The 15,915-nt window shown below is 64.2% G+C and carries 14 protein-coding genes; 7 read left to right on the top strand and 7 right to left on the bottom strand.

Going from position 1 to position 15,915, the window contains the following annotated elements:
- Window positions 1-88 precede the first annotated feature (88 nt).
- The 3 genes from ABD742_RS00590 to ABD742_RS00600 all read right to left on the bottom strand — a co-directional run bounded on the left by ABD742_RS00590 (window position 89) and on the right by ABD742_RS00600 (window position 3,091).
- On the bottom strand, window positions 89-1,315 hold the full coding sequence (locus ABD742_RS00590) for a pyridoxal phosphate-dependent aminotransferase (RefSeq protein ID WP_234751022.1): 1,227 nt from the start codon (window positions 1,313-1,315) through the stop codon (window positions 89-91).
- A gap of 34 nt (window positions 1,316-1,349) precedes the next feature.
- Entirely contained in the window at window positions 1,350-2,012 is a 663-nt protein-coding gene (locus ABD742_RS00595) for a hypothetical protein (RefSeq protein WP_234751023.1), read from the bottom strand.
- Between the two features lie 143 nt (window positions 2,013-2,155).
- On the bottom strand, window positions 2,156-3,091 hold the full coding sequence (locus ABD742_RS00600; protein WP_234751024.1) for an NAD-dependent epimerase/dehydratase family protein: 936 nt from the start codon (window positions 3,089-3,091) through the stop codon (window positions 2,156-2,158).
- A gap of 157 nt (window positions 3,092-3,248) precedes the next feature.
- Here ABD742_RS00600 and ABD742_RS00605 point away from each other — a divergent pair, with 157 nt between their 5' ends.
- The 7 genes from ABD742_RS00605 to ABD742_RS00635 all read left to right on the top strand — a co-directional run bounded on the left by ABD742_RS00605 (window position 3,249) and on the right by ABD742_RS00635 (window position 10,268).
- Complete coding sequence (locus ABD742_RS00605; protein ID WP_234751025.1) at window positions 3,249-3,974, top strand: TetR/AcrR family transcriptional regulator; 726 nt, start codon at window positions 3,249-3,251, stop codon at window positions 3,972-3,974.
- A 51-nt stretch (window positions 3,975-4,025) separates the two neighbouring features.
- Complete coding sequence (locus ABD742_RS00610; protein ID WP_234751026.1) at window positions 4,026-4,817, top strand: oxygenase MpaB family protein; 792 nt, start codon at window positions 4,026-4,028, stop codon at window positions 4,815-4,817.
- A gap of 5 nt (window positions 4,818-4,822) precedes the next feature.
- On the top strand, window positions 4,823-5,671 hold the full coding sequence (locus ABD742_RS00615; RefSeq protein WP_234751027.1) for a DUF817 domain-containing protein: 849 nt from the start codon (window positions 4,823-4,825) through the stop codon (window positions 5,669-5,671).
- A 335-nt stretch (window positions 5,672-6,006) separates the two neighbouring features.
- Entirely contained in the window at window positions 6,007-7,872 is a 1,866-nt protein-coding gene (gene dnaK / locus ABD742_RS00620) for a molecular chaperone DnaK (protein ID WP_234751028.1), read from the top strand.
- A gap of 2 nt (window positions 7,873-7,874) precedes the next feature.
- Entirely contained in the window at window positions 7,875-8,558 is a 684-nt protein-coding gene (locus tag ABD742_RS00625) for a nucleotide exchange factor GrpE (protein ID WP_234751029.1), read from the top strand.
- Window positions 8,559-8,852: 294 nt separating this feature from the next.
- Complete coding sequence (locus tag ABD742_RS00630) at window positions 8,853-9,818, top strand: DnaJ C-terminal domain-containing protein (protein ID WP_234751030.1); 966 nt, start codon at window positions 8,853-8,855, stop codon at window positions 9,816-9,818.
- Window positions 9,819-9,845: 27 nt separating this feature from the next.
- A complete protein-coding gene (locus ABD742_RS00635) occupies window positions 9,846-10,268 on the top strand; it encodes a heat shock protein transcriptional repressor HspR (protein ID WP_234751031.1) in 423 nt (140 codons plus the stop codon).
- 4 nt (window positions 10,269-10,272) lie between these two features.
- Here the strand turns inward: ABD742_RS00635 and ABD742_RS00640 are convergent, their stop codons facing one another.
- From ABD742_RS00640 to ABD742_RS00655, 4 genes are read right to left on the bottom strand one after another with little or no spacing between them, the layout of a single operon-like run.
- Entirely contained in the window at window positions 10,273-10,905 is a 633-nt protein-coding gene (locus ABD742_RS00640) for a CG0192-related protein (RefSeq protein ID WP_234751032.1), read from the bottom strand.
- Between the two features lie 10 nt (window positions 10,906-10,915).
- Window positions 10,916-13,306, bottom strand: a complete 2,391-nt coding sequence (locus ABD742_RS00645; protein WP_234751033.1) for a bifunctional salicylyl-CoA 5-hydroxylase/oxidoreductase — start codon at window positions 13,304-13,306, stop codon at window positions 10,916-10,918.
- Window positions 13,303-14,979, bottom strand: coding sequence for an AMP-binding protein (locus tag ABD742_RS00650; protein ID WP_234751034.1), 1,677 nt, complete (start codon window positions 14,977-14,979; stop codon window positions 13,303-13,305). Before ABD742_RS00650 ends, ABD742_RS00645 begins: the two co-directional genes overlap by 4 nt.
- A gap of 41 nt (window positions 14,980-15,020) precedes the next feature.
- Window positions 15,021-15,911: an acyl-CoA thioesterase gene (locus tag ABD742_RS00655; protein WP_234751067.1), complete on the bottom strand. Its 891-nt coding sequence runs from the start codon at window positions 15,909-15,911 to the stop codon at window positions 15,021-15,023.
- Window positions 15,912-15,915: the final 4 nt, after the last annotated feature.

The raw sequence follows: 15,915 nt of genomic DNA on the forward strand, positions 1-15,915 counted from the left end.
TCACATCCAGTGAGCAAGCGTTGGGGGAAAACCGGCGAAAGGTGAGCGAGCGTCGTGGCTAGCGCGCCGACGTCGGGACCTGGTGGCCCTACTCCTGCGGCCGGTTCCGATAGGCCGCCAGGAACGTGGCGATCCTGCGCACGGCCTCCTCGATCTCGCGGACGGATGGCAGGATGACGAAGCGGAAATGGTCCGGGGCAGGCCAGTTGAAGGCCGAGCCGTGGGAGACCAGGATTTTCTGGTCCTGCAGGAGATCGAGGACGAAATTCTCGTCGCTCTCGATCGGGTAGACGTCAGGGTCCAGCCGCGGGAACAAGTACATCGCCCCGGCTGCGGGAACGCAGCTCACTCCGGGGATCGCAGTCAGCAGCTTCAAGGCCAGGTCCCGTTGTTCGCGGAGCCGGCCACCCGGCCTGATGAGTTCCTCGATGCTCTGGTAGCCGCCCAGGCAGGTCTGGATGGCGTGCTGCGCCGGAACGTTGGAGCACAAACGGAGGGACGCCAACAGTTCCAGAGCCTCACGGTATTCGGCGGTTGCCGCGTGCGGGCCGGTCAAAGCGACCCAGCCGGCACGGTAGCCGGGCATGCGGTAAGCCTTGGAGAGGCCGCTGAAGGTCAGGACGCAGATGTCGTCTGCCACGGATGCCGTGTGGATGTGCTGGGCGTCCTCGTAGCGGATTTTCTCGTAGATCTCGTCCGAGAAGAGGACAAGATCGTGCTTGCGGGCCAGTGCCGCGAACTGCTCCAGGATGTGGCGGGGGTATACCGCGCCCGTGGGGTTGTTCGGGTTGATGATGACGATGGCCTTGGTGCGCTTGGTGATTTTGGCTTCGACGTCAGACATGTCCGGCCACCAATTCTGGCTCTCGTCGCAGAGATAGTGCACCGGGTTGCCGCCCGTGAGGGTCACTGTGGCCGTCCACAGCGGATAGTCCGGTGCGGGGATGAGGACCTCGTCGCCGTTTTCCAGGAAGGCCTGCAGCGTCATGGAAATCAGTTCACTGACGCCGTTGCCGATGAAGATATCCTCGACGCCGATATTCATCAGGTTCTTGGTCTGGTAGTACTGCGAAATCGCTGTCCGCGCCGTGAAGATGCCCTTGGAATCGCTGTATCCTTGGGCGCCGCGGAGGTGGTGGATCATGTCCACCACCACGGACTCCGGAGCTTCCAGCCCGAACGGCGCGGTGTCCCCAAGATTCATCTTGAGGATGCGGTGCCCCTCGGCCTCCATGGTCTTGGCCGCTTGAAGGATGGGCCCACGGAGTTCATAACGGACGTTCTGTAGTTTGCTGGAGTGCTGCATCGGACGCATGGTTGATCATTTCACGTCCGGGCGCCTGTTCTCCTCATTCCCATCGGATGATGACCGGCAGGCTACTCGTATTGGCCGAGACTTCACGTTCAGTGCCGCGGACTGCCACGACAAAATGCTGGAGATCGTCCGCCGAGGCCAAGACCTCGAAATGGCCTGTGGGATCGCTCACGACGGCGGTTCCGGACGAATGTGGGCGGATATATGCCTCAGGGATGCCTTTGTTATGGACGTCGACCAACCTGCCGTGGATGAGGCGGGCCAAAGCGGTGGCGGCAAGCAGGGGTTCAGCGACCGGAGGCCCGGAAGGCTCGTCGAGGCTTATGCCGATGGGGACGCGGACCAGGAAACCGAGGCCTTTGCGGATGCCGGCGTCGTATTCGTCCGGCTGGAATTCGCCACTGGAGACCACCGAGTATTGGGTGTTTTGCTCGATCGCGACCAGGAGCTTCTCCATGTTGTCCAGTTGCGTGGGACCATGGCATTCCACCGCCACTTTGAGCTCAAGGTCCAGCAGCGGCCCCTCCCGACGGGAACGGCCCACCCTGTTCATTGCGACGGCATGGACCGTGACAGGGGCATCGGTGGATTGACCTGTGGGTGGTTCGGAACCGTCATCGAAGCGGACGCGCACGGGCGAGACGGCGTCGGAAAGTATCCCGAGGAGCTCGGTCAGGGATGATCGCACAACACCCACGGTGACACTCCAGTCCACAAAGTGGTCCAGCTAGCCGTTGTGCTCTACGTTACTCCCGCACTGGTCCACGAGTCACCGGGGTTCAGGCGTAACTCCATTCGATGGTTGGCTGTTTGTCGTGACATCGTCGCGTCGAACGAGACTCAGAGGGCAGCCACGGTTTCCTGATCCCGCCACCAAGCCACGGTCGCCGCCATCGTGTCCGCAAGCGACGTCGGTTCCAGCCCGAGCTTGGCCTGGCTCGCAGTGGAGTCCATGACGAACGGCCGCTCGAACTGGTACAGCATTTCGGCCAGCTCCCGCATATCGGTTGAAAACAGGCCGAGCGTCCGGAGCAGCCAGCCCGGAACCACGCTCAGCTTCGGTTCGGGAACGCCGGCCGAGCGTGCGAAGTTTCCCGCAATTTCCCGCATCGTCATTGCCGGTCCCGTGGGGGCGTGCAGCACCGAGTTCCAGAGTTCGGGCTTTTGGGCCGCGGCGATCATGGCTGCGGCAAGATCCGGGACGTAGGTGAAAGAGTGCGGCTGCTCGGCGCTTCCCAAGACCTGGATTGTCTTGCCCTTGAGGATGAGGGGGACCATGCGCTCGCCGGCGTGCGCCAGGCGGGCCCGCGGTCCGAAGAAATCGCCCGCCACCACGCTGACGGTATTCGCCGGGTGGGCTTGCCGGGCCTTCAGCAGGGCGGAGCGGATCCCGCGCTTGCCGCCGGCCGCTTCGCGCGGGCTGCTTTCGGTGATGGTCTTGTCCGGCTCGCTGTAGGAGTAGAGGCTCTCAGGGAAGACGACGACGGCGCCCGCCGTCACCGCGGCGTCCATCACCACTTGGTCTGCTCCAGGAAGCTCGGCCGCCCAGGCCTTGGCCCGGTAGGCAGAACCGTGGATGCAGTGGAAGACCACCGTGGCACCGTCGAAGGCTTCCGCCAACTTGGCCGGGTCCGAGACATCCACGCGGAGCTTTTCGACCAGCGGGTGGTCCGGTCCGCTGCCTGAGCGCGTCAGGACACGCACGTGTTCTCCGCGGTCCGCGAGTTGCTCTGCAATGGTCCATCCGACGGGGCCTGCTCCTGTGACGACGTACATGGTATTGCTCGCTTTCTGGCTGGGAACCTAGTTCTTCTTGGTGGAAACCATTTCGAGAGCAGTGCTCTCTGAATTCAGAATGAACCTTGTTGAATCGCATGTCAAGAGCACTGCTCACATTTGTTTCCACTGCTCTCTTTTATGGCATGCTGGATGCATGGAGCTCCCTTTAGCCGCACTGGCCAAACAATCGACGCCCCGCGAGCGGGCCCGGGCCCGGACCGTGGCGGACATCATCCGGCTGGGTCGCCAGCACCTTGCCTTGCATGGCGCCGCGGGTTTGTCCCTGAGGGCGGTCGCACGCGATCTCGGTGTGGTGTCCTCTGCCGTGTACCGCTACGTTGAGAGCCGCGACGAACTGCTGACCCTCCTGCTGATTGACGCTTACGGCGAGCTCGGCGACGAAGTGGATGCCGCCGTCGACGCACTCCCGGGGGACGACTACCGTGGCGGGTTCCTGGCGCTTGGGCGGGCCGTTCGTCAGTGGGCCCTGCGCGAGCCGGCAAGGTACGCCCTCCTGTTCGGCAGCCCGGTGCCCGGATACCAAGCGCCCGCCGAGCGCACCACCGAACCCGGAACGCGGGTGATCTACCGGATGGTGGGGATCTTCGACGCCGCCTACCGCGCAGGTGCCTTGGCCGCCGACGTCGCGCCCGCCGTCGTCGTTCCTCCCGCTCTTGCCGCGGACCTGGCGGCCATCCGGGCCGAACTAGGCGTGGCCGTTCCCGAGCCTGCGTTGGCCCGGGGTGTGCTGGTGTGGACGTCGGTTTTTGGAGCGGTCAGCTTCGAGGTATTCGGCCAATACGGGGCTGATACTTTCGCCGCGCGCGACGAGTTGTTTGAGCACCAGCTCGAGGTGCTGCGCGGAATCGTGGGGCTGTAGCCGCCGGCGCAACCGTGCATGAAAGACGGTACCGAAAGGTACAGTAACTGCATGGCTCGCGGACTTTCTGACATCGGCGCGGAGGGCGTTTTGCTCGCTGGAGCAGGACGCGCCATTCTGATGCAGATCGCCAATCCCGCGGTCGGTCACGGCGTCGCCGAGCACAGCAATTTCGCCGAGAGGCCACTGGACCGGCTGCATGCCACCATGACGTACGTCTACGCCGTGGTCTATGGCTCGGACGAACAATTGGCCGCGGTGCGCCGGGCTGTGAATCGTGCGCATGCCCCGGTTCGCCGGCCAGCGGACGAGGGATCGACGGGATACAACGCCTTTGACGCGCAATCCCAGCTCTGGGTAGTGGCGACCCTCTATGACACCGCCGTGACCGTTTACGAAAAGATCCATGGAACCCTCGACGACGACACTGCTGATCGTGTCTACCGTGAGTATGCGCGGATCGGGACAGCCTTACAGCTGCCCGCCGAGCTCTGGCCCGCCGACCGCTCGGCCTTCGCGAGCTATTGGGATGAATCCTTGCGGAACCTCGAACCGGATGCAGCCGCATTGAGGGTGGCTCGCGAGCTCATGTACCCCGCGGGCGGGCCGTTCTTGATGCGCTTGAGCATGCCGTTGGTCCGGCTTCTTACGGCGGGCCTGCTGCCGGAGCAACTTCGTGCGGGTTTCGGACTTCCTTGGAATGCGCGGCATCGGCGCAGCTTCGACGGCACCATACGACTCTTGGCGGTGGCTTATCCAAGGCTCCCGGAAAAAGTCAGGCATTGGCCGAAGAACTACTATCTTGGCCGGCTCGGACCGGGCGAGCTCGGCCCGGGCGAGTAGAACCGATGCGCGAGCTCACCGCGGTAGAGGAACTTATCGACGGGAGCGCGGGCCGCTTCCTGGGCGGTGCCCCGGCCCACGGTCTTCGATCCAAGCTCACTGAGTTCACCGTCTTCGGCCTCAAGCAGGCGTGGGCGTGCATCTTCGGCGCTTCGCTCCTTGCCGTCATTTTCGCTGCCCACCTCTGGTATCCAGCCAACGCCGGCCTCGCGAGGAACGATTTCCTGACGATCGCCGCCGTCGTGATCCAAATCCTGATGGTGGCCACGAGGCTGGAAACCTTGCGCGAGCTCAGGGTCATCGTGCTCTTCCACTTGGTGGGAACGGTCATGGAGTTGTTCAAGACCGACGTCGGCTCGTGGTCCTATGAAGCCGAGGGTGTCCTCCGGGTCGGGGCCGTTCCGCTCTTCAGTGGCTTCATGTACGCAGCGGTTGGCTCGTACATGGTGCGCGTTTACCGGGTTTTCGACCTGCGCTTCGCCCGGTATCCGCGGCGTTGGATCACTGCGGTCCTCGCTGCGGCCATCTATGTGAACTTCTTTTCGCACCACTACATCGTCGATGCCCGCTGGGTCCTGCTGGCCGCCGTCGTCGTGATCTATGGCCGATGCGTCATGCACTTCCGGGTGTTTCGGCGTCGACTCCGGATGCCGCTGGTCCTGGCATTCCTGCTGGTGGCGCTCTTTATCTGGATTGCAGAGAACATCGCCACCTGGTCGCACGCCTGGCTGTATCCGAGCCAACTGGATGGCTGGCATTTGGTGTCCCCGGACAAGCTTGTCTCGTGGTTCCTCCTGATGATCATCTCCGTGGTGCTGGTGGCGTGGGTCTACAAGCCGATGCCGCCTGACTGAACACCCGCCGTCGACGTCGCCGGAACGCTGCGGAGTCGCCGGAGTGTACCGGCGAACCGGCACTGTTCCCGCGAGTTCGACGTCGGCCATCAACGGGCGTTCTCCCACGGCGAAATCGGTGACAAATCCCCGTGTTGCCGGGGTCTCTTGAACCGCATTCAGCAGAGTTGAGCGTACTCGACTCAACTTTAGGTTGACATTGAATGAGGGCTGAGTACAGTTGAGTGCAGAACGCTCAACTAGCCGAAGGTTGAGTGCTCCCCGCCCTCCAAGCCCTTTGCGGGTAAAGGAATCGGGTGAAATCTCCATCGTCGGCCATTGAAAGGAAGCAACATATGTCACGCGCTGTAGGTATCGACCTCGGAACCACTAACTCCGTCGTCTCTGTTCTCGAAGGTGGCGAGCCCACCGTCATTGCCAACGCCGAGGGTGGCCGCACCACGCCGTCTGTCGTTGCATTCTCCAAGTCCGGTGAAGTCCTGGTCGGCGAAATTGCCAAGCGCCAGGCCGTCAACAACATCGACCGCACCATCGCTTCCGTGAAGCGCCACATGGGCACCGACTGGTCCGTCGCTATTGACGACAAGAAGTACACGCCGCAGGAAATCTCCGCGCGTATCCTCATGAAGCTGAAGAACGACGCCGAGAGCTACCTCGGTGAAAAGGTCACCGACGCTGTCATCACCGTCCCGGCCTACTTCAACGACGCCGAGCGCCAGGCTACCAAGGAAGCCGGCGAAATCGCCGGATTGAACGTCCTCCGCATTGTCAACGAGCCCACGGCCGCTGCACTTGCCTACGGCCTGGACAAGGGTAAGGAAGACGAACTTATCCTGGTCTTCGACCTCGGCGGCGGAACGTTCGACGTCTCCCTGCTGGAAGTCGGCAAGGACGAAGACGGCTTCTCCACCATCCAGGTCCGCGCCACTGCCGGCGACAACCGCCTCGGCGGCGACGACTGGGACCAGCGCGTTGTTGACTACCTGCTGAACCAGCTCAAGATCAAGGGCATCGACCTTTCCAAGGACAAGATCGCCCTGCAACGTCTGCGCGAGGCTTCGGAGCAGGCCAAGAAGGAACTCTCTTCCTCCACCAGCACCAACGTCTCCCTCCAGTACCTCTCCGTCACCCCCGACGGCCCGGTCCACCTGGACGAGCAGCTGACCCGCGCCAAGTTCCAGGACCTCACCAAGGACCTGCTCGAGCGCACCAAGAAGCCGTTCCACGACGTCATCGCCGAGACCGGCATCAAGCTCTCCGAAATCGACCACATCGTCCTCGTGGGCGGCTCCACCCGCATGCCCGCTGTCTACGACCTCGTCAAGGAACTCGCCGGTGGCAAGGAGCCCAACAAGGGCGTCAACCCTGACGAAGTTGTGGCCGTTGGCGCAGCCCTCCAGGCCGGTGTGCTGAAGGGCGAGCGCAAGGACGTTCTCCTGATCGACGTCACCCCGCTGTCCCTCGGTATCGAAACCAAGGGCGGCGTCATGACGCACCTGATCGAGCGCAACACGGCCATCCCCACCAAGCGTTCCGAGACCTTCACCACCGCTGACGACAACCAGCCGTCCGTGGCCATCCAGGTCTTCCAGGGCGAGCGTGAATTCACCCGCGACAACAAGCCGCTGGGCACGTTCGAACTGACCGGCATCGCTCCGGCACCGCGCGGCGTCCCCCAGGTCGAGGTCACCTTCGACATCGACGCCAACGGCATCGTCCACGTGTCCGCCAAGGACAAGGGCACCGGCAAGGAGCAGTCGATGACTATCACCGGCGGCACCGCGCTGTCCAAGGAAGACATCGATCGCATGGTCCGTGAAGCCGAGGAGCACGCAGCCGAGGACAAGGCACGCCGCGAGGCTACCGACACCCGCAACACTGCCGAGCAGCTCGCCTACTCCGTGGACAAGCTCATCGCCGAAAACGACGACAAGCTGCCTGAAGAGGTCAAGACCGAGGTCAAGGCCGACGTCGACGCCCTCAAGAAGGCCCTCGAAGGCACCGATGACGCAGCAGTGAAGACCGCTTTCGAGAAGCTGCAGCACTCGCAGTCGAAGCTCGGCGAAGCGATCTACTCGCACGCCGGTTCCCCGGATGGCGCAAGCAGCGCCGCTGGTGCCGAGGGCGCTCACGCCGGGGCCAAGGCTGCTGACGAGGACATCGTCGACGCCGAGATCATCGACGAAGACGAAAAGAAGTAAGCATGCCTCACCACGGCAACGACGCAGAGCACTCACCTTCCAACAACGAGGGCAAACGCGACGAGCGTGAAGGAGCCGGTCAGCAGAAGCCGGTCATTCGCGACAACCGCAAGGTTGACCCGGAGACCGGGGCCGCCCGCCACCCCCAAGGATCGGCAGCTGATTCCAACGCCGCTGCCGCCGAGGGCGACGCCCTGTCCCAGGCTGAGGAAATCCTCAACGGCATGGAAGTTCCGACTGAAGAGTCGGTAGCCCCCGGTGCCGCTGCAGAAGCAGAGGCCGCGGAACTCCGCAACGACCTCCTGCGCCTGCAGGCTGAGTACGTCAACTACCGCAAGCGCGTCGAACGCGACCGCGCCGTCGCAGGGGAAATGGCCGTCATCGGCGTCCTGAACTCCCTGCTGCCGGTACTGGACGACGTCGACGCCGCCCGCCAGCACGGCGACCTCGTGGACGGCCCGTTCGCCGCGATCGCCGCCAAGCTGGAGAACGCGCTGAAGACGTACGGCTTGGAGCGCATCGCGGAAACCGGAGTCGACTTCGACCCCACGATCCACGAAGCCCTCATCCAGCAGCCGGGCGAGGACATCGAAGTAGACACCGTCAGCCAAGTGCTGCGCTCCGGCTACCGGTCCGGCGACCGCGTGCTGCGCGCGGCCCAGGTGATTGTGGCTGTGCCGGCTTAGTTGTACTCACCGCGCTAGGTGTGCTCACCGTGGCGCTTCGCCGCATATGGGGCGGTGCCCGCTCCGCGGTGCCCTCCACACCGCCGCCCCATATCCGGCTTCGCGCCCGCTGTAAGCTCGCCTGAGGTGAGATGACAGCAGGCGCGAAGCGAAGCATAGGCCCCGGGAGTGGCATCGGGCCTGCCGGAGCGTGGCGGCTGAAGTCCGTAGGACTTAGCCGCCACGCGAAGGGGCGGGGGCCTATGCATCGCGTAGCGCACGCAACCGAACACAGAAACGAAAGAGAGAAGCCGAGTGGCCAGCCAGGACTGGGTTGAGAAGGATTTTTACGCCATCCTTGGTGTCGCCAAGGACGCCTCTGACGCTGACATCAAGAAGGCGTACCGCAAGCTTGCGCGGAAGTACCATCCGGATACTAATTCCGGGGATGCTACTGCGGAGAAGAAGTTCAAGGACATCTCGGAGGCCTATTCGGTGCTCTCGGATGCCGAGGAGCGTCAGCAGTACGATGCCATTCGCGCCATGGGCGGGGCACGCTTCGCTCCGGGCGCAGCTCGCGGCGGGCCGGCCAATGGCGGCTTCGAGGACCTGTTCGGCGGGCTTTTCGGCGGCGGCGCACGCCAGCCTGCGGGGGCCGGTGGTATCCCTCCCGAGTTCGCTGACCTGTTCGGCGGCGGCTTCGGCGGTGGACAGACCGGTTTCCAGCGCGCCCCCCAAAAGGGCAGCGACCGCACGGCTTCCACCTCAATTTCCTTTGCCGGCTCCATTCACGGCACCACGGTGAGCTTGCGCGAAAGCAACGGCAACGTCATCGACGTGAAGATTCCCGCGGGGATCAGGGACGGCCAGAAGGTCCGCCAGCGCGGCAAGGGCAACCCCGGCGCAGCTGGCAACGGGGACCTCATCATCACGGTGAACGTCAAGCCCCACGATTTCTTTAACCGCGACGGCGACAACATCCGCATCCACGTGCCGGTCACCTTCGCGGAGGCCGCCTTGGGTTCCAACATCCACGTGCCAACGCTCGACGGCGACACCGTCACCGTCCGCGTCCCGGCCGGCACCCCTTCCGGCCGCACGCTCCGGGTCAAGGGTCGCGGCGTCAAGACATCGAAGGCCACCGGAGACCTGTTGGTGACGATCGACGTCTCCGTCCCGCAGAACCTCAACAAAGAGGCCGAGGAGGCCGTCAAGGCATTCGCCGCGGCCACAGCCGACGCCGATCCTCGCCACGACTTGGCCGCCAAGGCCCGCTTGTAGCGGCAGAACACACGGGAGGACGTAGGCATGGGCATCGACATCAACCAGCCGATCTTCGTCATCTCCGTCGCGGCCGAACTGGCTGACATGCACCCGCAGACCCTGCGCCAGTACGACCGCCTCGGCATCGTGTCGCCGAGCCGCGCTCCGGGCAAGTCCCGGCGTTACTCCCAACGGGACATCGACCGCTTGCGCGAGGTCCAGCGGCTCTCCCACGAGGGCGTGTCCCTCGAGGGCATCAAGCGCATCCTCGAGCTCGAAAACCAAGTGGCCGCGCTGCAGTTCCGCGTGGCCGAGTTGAGCGAGGAATTGCAACGCCGGCGGAGCCCGATGGAGGCCCGTATTTTCGCTGCAGGAGCAGCGGGCGACGTCGTCAGCCTGGCCCGCGGGCAGCGCCCCCGGGCGCGGTCCCAGGCCGTGGTGGTGTGGCGGCCGCGACCGGGGGAGTAATCCCCTAGGCCTGCGAGAGGGACGCCAGCAGCACCGGCGCTTCCTGCCCGGTCCACCTACCCCGCAGGGCAGCTGAATTTTCCGGACCCGGTGTCCCCGGATCCAGGACACGATTCACGAGCAGTGTGAGCTCACCGGCGTCGATGCTGGTGACGCTGCCTTCGGTGACCGGGGCTGCCGGGGTCACCGAAGGGACTTCGCTACCGGGCGTTCCGCTGCCTTTGACGTTGACCGAACTCTTGCGCGGCTCCATGGCACCGTCCACGTCAACGAATTGTTCGGCTTCCTGCTGTCCCGTGAGGATGGCGGTGGCCAGGGCAGCGACGTAGACGGGATCGGCGCAGGCGTCGTACACCCACCTCGTGCCCAACACCGAGTGTTCCATGGTGCCGAGCAGCGAGTCCTCCCCACCGTGCAATTCCGAACCCCGGTAGCTCAGCGGAACCTGATAGACCTTGCCGCCGTGGGAGACCAGGTGGGTTTCGAGGCCGACTTCGCCGTCCGGATCATCGAAGCGGTACGCGCCGAGCAGCTCGGGCGCGGAGCCATCCTTGGTGAACCACGGCTGGACGGGCAAATACCTTTCGATGAGTTCAAGTTTGCTGGGATTCAGGGTTGCTCGATGGATGATAGCCATGCGGTCCAGCCTAGTTGGCCAGCGCGGGCGCGGAGACTGCTCTCGGGATCCAACGCAGGTGCGTGTTTTCAGAGTTGGAGGCGGGCTCTTTCAAGAGTGAAAGCCTGGGCCTAACGGCATCTGTGCGGGAGCTCGGCGGTTTGCGTCGGCCCGCCCGGAACTGCGGCACCCACTGCGCTCCGGTGCCCTGGTATTCCTGCTCGGCTGCGGCGTGGAGCGTCCACTGGGGGTCGAACAAGTGCGTCCTGCCCAGTGCCACGAGGTCTGCCCGTCCCGCAAGGAGGATGGAGTTGACGTCGTCATAGCTGGAGATGGCGCCGACGGCGATGACCGCTGCTCCGGCGGGTGCGGCAACTTCCTGCCGGATGCGGTCGGCGAACGGCGTCTGGTAGCTGCGGCCGAAAGCCGGTTGCTCTTCCTTGGCGACCTGCCCGGTGGAGACGTCGATGCCCGCGGCGCCATGGGCCACGAATGCCCGCGCGATGTCGAGCGAGTCGTCTGAGGTGTTGCCTCCTTCGACCCAATCCGTCGCGGAGATGCGTACCGTCACAGGCTTGCTGGCAGGCCACGCCGCACGGACGGCGTCGAACACTTCCAGGGGGAACCGCAGGCGGTTCTCCAAGCTGCCACCGTACTCGTCCGTCCGGCGGTTCGACACCGGCGAGAGGAACGAGGAAAGCAGGTAGCCGTGGGCGGCATGGACCTCAAGGAGGTCGAAGCCTGCCTCTTCGGCACGGAGGGCCGCGGCGACGAACTCAGCCTTGATGGCCGCCATTCCTGCGTGGTCGAGTTCCACAGGCGTCTGGTTGCCGGGACCGTATGGCAGGGCCGTCGGTCCAACAGCCTGCCAGTTGCCGGATGCGAGCGGTTCGTCGATGCCTTCCCACATGAGCTTGGTGGAGCCCTTGCGGCCGGAATGACCGAGCTGCGCGCCTATCTTCGCCGTCGAGTTGGCGTGGACGAATTCCACGATTTCCTTCCAGCTGTCGCGCTGTGTGTCCGTGTACAGGCCGGTGCAGCCGGGGGTGATCCGCCCGGTCTCGGAAACACACACCATTTCGGTCATGACCAATCCGGCGCCGCCGAGTGCCTTGGAACCGAGGTGCACTTTGTGGAAGTCGCCCGGGACGCCATCCACCGCGGAGTACATGTCCATGGGGGAGACCACAATGCGGTTCTTGAGCTCCAGTCCGCCGATCCGGAACGGTTGGAACATGGCCGGCGCAGTCTCCGTCAGTCCTTGGGACTCGGCGAAGTTGCGGTCCACGGCGTCGGCGAATTCCGGGTCGCGCAGCCGCAGGTTTTCCTGGGTGATGCGGCGGCTCCGGGTGAGGAGGTTGAAAGCGAACTGCGTCGGGTCCTGCCCCTTGTATTGGGCGATCCGCTCGAACCATTCAAGCGAAGCCTGGGCGGCACGCTGGGTGGAAGCGACAACCGGACGACGCTCCGTTTCATAGGCAGACAACGCAGATTCCACATCCGGGTGTTCGTGCAGGCAGGCGGCGAGTGCCAGGGAGTCCTCCATGGCCAGTTTGGTTCCGGAGCCGATGGAGAAGTGTGCTGTGTGCGCCGCATCGCCGAGCAGCACGACGTTGCCGTGGCGCCAGCTTTGATTGCGCACGGTGGTGAAATTGAGCCACTTGGAGTTGTTGGACAGGACTTCGTAGCCGTCGAGTTCCTCGGCGAAGATGGAACGGATCTTGCTGATCGCCTTCTCGTCGGAGACGCCGGGCGGGAAGACGTCGGCTGCGGTCTCGTCGAACCCGGCAGCCCGCCACACGTCCTCGTGCATTTCGACAATGAACGTGGATCCTTCGTCGGAGTACGGGTAGCCATGGATCTGCATGACTCCCCATTCGGTCTCCTTGACGAAGAACTTGAAAGCCTCGAACACCTGGTCGGTGCCGAGCCACATGAACTTGTTGGGCCGGAGGTCAAGGCTCGGAATGAAGGAATCCGCGTATTTGGCGCGGATCTGGGAGTTGATGCCGTCTGCTGCGAGGACCAGGTCGTAGTTGGCCTCAAGCTCCTCAAGCGGTGGCGCAACGGTCTGGAAACGCAGGTCGACGCCGAGCTCGGCGCAGCGGCGCTGAAGCAGTTCCAGCAGTTCCTTGCGGCTCATGGCCGCAAAGCCCTGGCCGCCCACCGTCACTGTTTCGCCGCCGAAGTGGATGTCGATGTCGGACCAGCGGGCGAAGCGCTGGCTCATGTATTCGGCCACGACGGGGTCGGCGTTGCCGATCCCGCCGAGAGTCTCATCGGAAAATACGACGCCGAAACCGAAAGTGTCACTGGCAGCGTTTCGTTCCCAGAGGGTGATCTTGTGTGACGGGTCGAGTTGCTTCATCAATGCCGCGAAGTACAGGCCGCCGGGGCCGCCTCCTACGATTGCGATTTTCATGCTTTTGCTCCTTCGCAGGCCTGGCCCAAGCCTGCGCCGGCAAGCTGTTCGGGGTCGTTGTCGATACGGTCGCGCAGCTTGAAATGCTGCAGCTTGCCGCTGGGATTGCGGGGAAGTTCGTCAACGAACCGGATGTCCCGCGGGTACTTGTAGGGGGCGATCGTCCGTTTGACGAAGTCCTGTATTTCCTTGCGCTTCGCGTCATCGCCCCTGACGCCTTCGCGCAGGACGATGAACGCGCAGACGACGCTGCCGCGTGCCTCGTCGGGCCGGCCGATGACCGCGTTCTCCACCACATCCGGGTGCAGGTCGATGGCGGTTTCCACCTCGGGGGCGCCGATGTTGTAGCCGGAGGAAACGATCATGTTGTCGGACCGGGCCTCATAGGTGAAGTACCCGTCCTCATCTTTCGTGAAAGTGTCGCCGGTGACGTTCCAGCCGTTGACCACGTAGTTCGATTGCCGTGGGTCGTCCAGGTAGCGGCATCCGGTGGGGCCGATGACGGCGAGCCGCCCAAGCTGCCCGGGTCCTAGTTCCAGGCCCTCGTCGTCGAGGATGGCTGCCCTGTACCCGGGCACGGCCCGTCCGGTGGTGCCGGGCCGGATGTCGTCTCCGGACGCGGAAATGAAGACGTGCAAGAGTTCGGTGGCTCCGATGCCGTTCACCAGCCGGAGACCGGTGGCCTCCCGAACGGCTTCCCACGTTTCCTTGGGCAAGTGTTCGCCCGCCGAGACCGCTACCCGGAGCTTGCGGAGCAACGATCCGCGGCCTTCCTTGAGGATGGCCCGGTACGCAGTGGGTGCGGTGAACAGGATGGTGGCCCCGGCAGCGGCTGCACTCTCGGCAAGTTCCACGGGGGTGGCCCGTTCGGTCAACAACGAGGATGCGCCGAAGCGCAGGGGGAAGACCACCAGCCCACCGAGGCCGAACGTGAAGGCGAGGGGTGGTGAACCGGCAAACACGTCGTCGGCGGTTGGCTGCAGAATATGGCGGGCAAAAGTGTCGGCGTTCGCGAGGATGTCCCTGTGGAAATGCATGGTGATCTTCGGCGTGCCCGTGGTGCCCGACGTTGGGCCGAGCAGCGCGACGTCGTCGGCTGAGGTGGGCACGGCAGCGAACTCGCCGCTCTTGGCGGCACAGCGGGACGCGAGGTCACCGGCGTCGTCGGATCCATAGGAGAGGACAACGGTGTCCTCTCCTACCGCCGCGAGCAGTTCGTCCATGAACCGGTGGTCGGAGATGGCTACGGTGGGACGTGTGAGGCTGATAATCGTGCCGACCTCGCTGGAACGCAACATCGGCATAGTGGTGACAACGACGGCCCCGGCCTTGAGCACGCCAAGCCAGGCCGCGACAATCCAAGGATTGTTCGGACCGCGCAACATGACGCGGTTGCCAGGCACCACGCCCAGGTCCTCGGTGAGGACCTGGGCAACTTGGTTGGCGCGCCGCCGCAGCTCACCGTACGTCCAGACCGTGCCGTCGGGGGTAACCAGGGCGGCCCGCTCTGCACCATGGATTGCGACGGCGTCGTCAATGAGCGCCGCTGCCGCGTTGAGCGTCGCCGGGTACTGGAGTTCCGGCAGGGTGAATTCGAGGGTCGGCCACGTGCCGGCCGGTGGCAGATGGTCGCGGGTGAAGGTGTCCACGTGGGCTGATCTCAACATTGTCATGGCCACTCCTTTCAGTAATACGGCGGATAAGTCGAAGGTGTTCAGGAGCCGGCGCGGATCATGCCTTCTTGGGCAACCGTTGCCAGCAGGCGTCCTTGCCTGTCAAAGAAACGGCCCGTGGCCAGCCCCCTGTTGCTTTGCCCGGACACGGCCTCCTGTGCGTACAGGACCCAGTCATCGGCGCGGCCGTCCCGGTGAAACCACATGGAGTGGTCCAGGCTGGCCGTGGCGAGTCCGGGGCTGGACCAGTGGAGCCCGTTCACCCGGAGCAGAGGCTCGAGGATGGTGTAGTCGCAGACGTATGCCAGCGCGGCTCGGTGCAGATCTGCCGTCGCGTGTTCGTCACCGGCGTCGGGCAATTGCTCGAAGGCTTTCACCCAGATTGCCTGGTGCGGCACGGAATCGCCTTCGACCTGCAGATATACCGGCCCGGGAATGTGTCGCATGTCGAAGCTGCGCTTTGAGGACCAGTACTCGGCAGCCGGCCCCTCGACCCCCTGTAGCACCTCGGCGGCACTGCGCAGGGATTCGGGTTCGACGGCGGTTGGCGCCAGAGGCTGGAACTCCGGACCTTCTTCGGGAACCTGGAACGAACCCATCGCCGCGTACACGGTCTTGCCGTTCTGGTGTCCACGCACGCTGCGGGTCGAGTATCCACGGCCGTCGCGGAGGCGTTCGACCTCGTAGCGGACCGTGGCCCCGATCTCCACGGGCCGCATGAAGTAGCCGTGCATGGAATGCAGCGCGCGGTCGACGTCGACCGATCGCATCATCGCTGCCGCGGCCTGGGCCACCATGTCCCCTCCGTAGGCTTTGGGCCACGGAACGTACTGCGAGGTGGCTTCGTAGGCTTCGTCGTGAATTTGGGCGGGGACGGCTGTCAGCTCGATGGCTTTGAGGAATGTCTCCGAGGTCAGGATTCCAGTGGACATGTCC

Source organism: Arthrobacter ramosus (assembly GCF_039535095.1).
Lineage (GTDB): Bacteria > Actinomycetota > Actinomycetes > Actinomycetales > Micrococcaceae > Arthrobacter > Arthrobacter ramosus.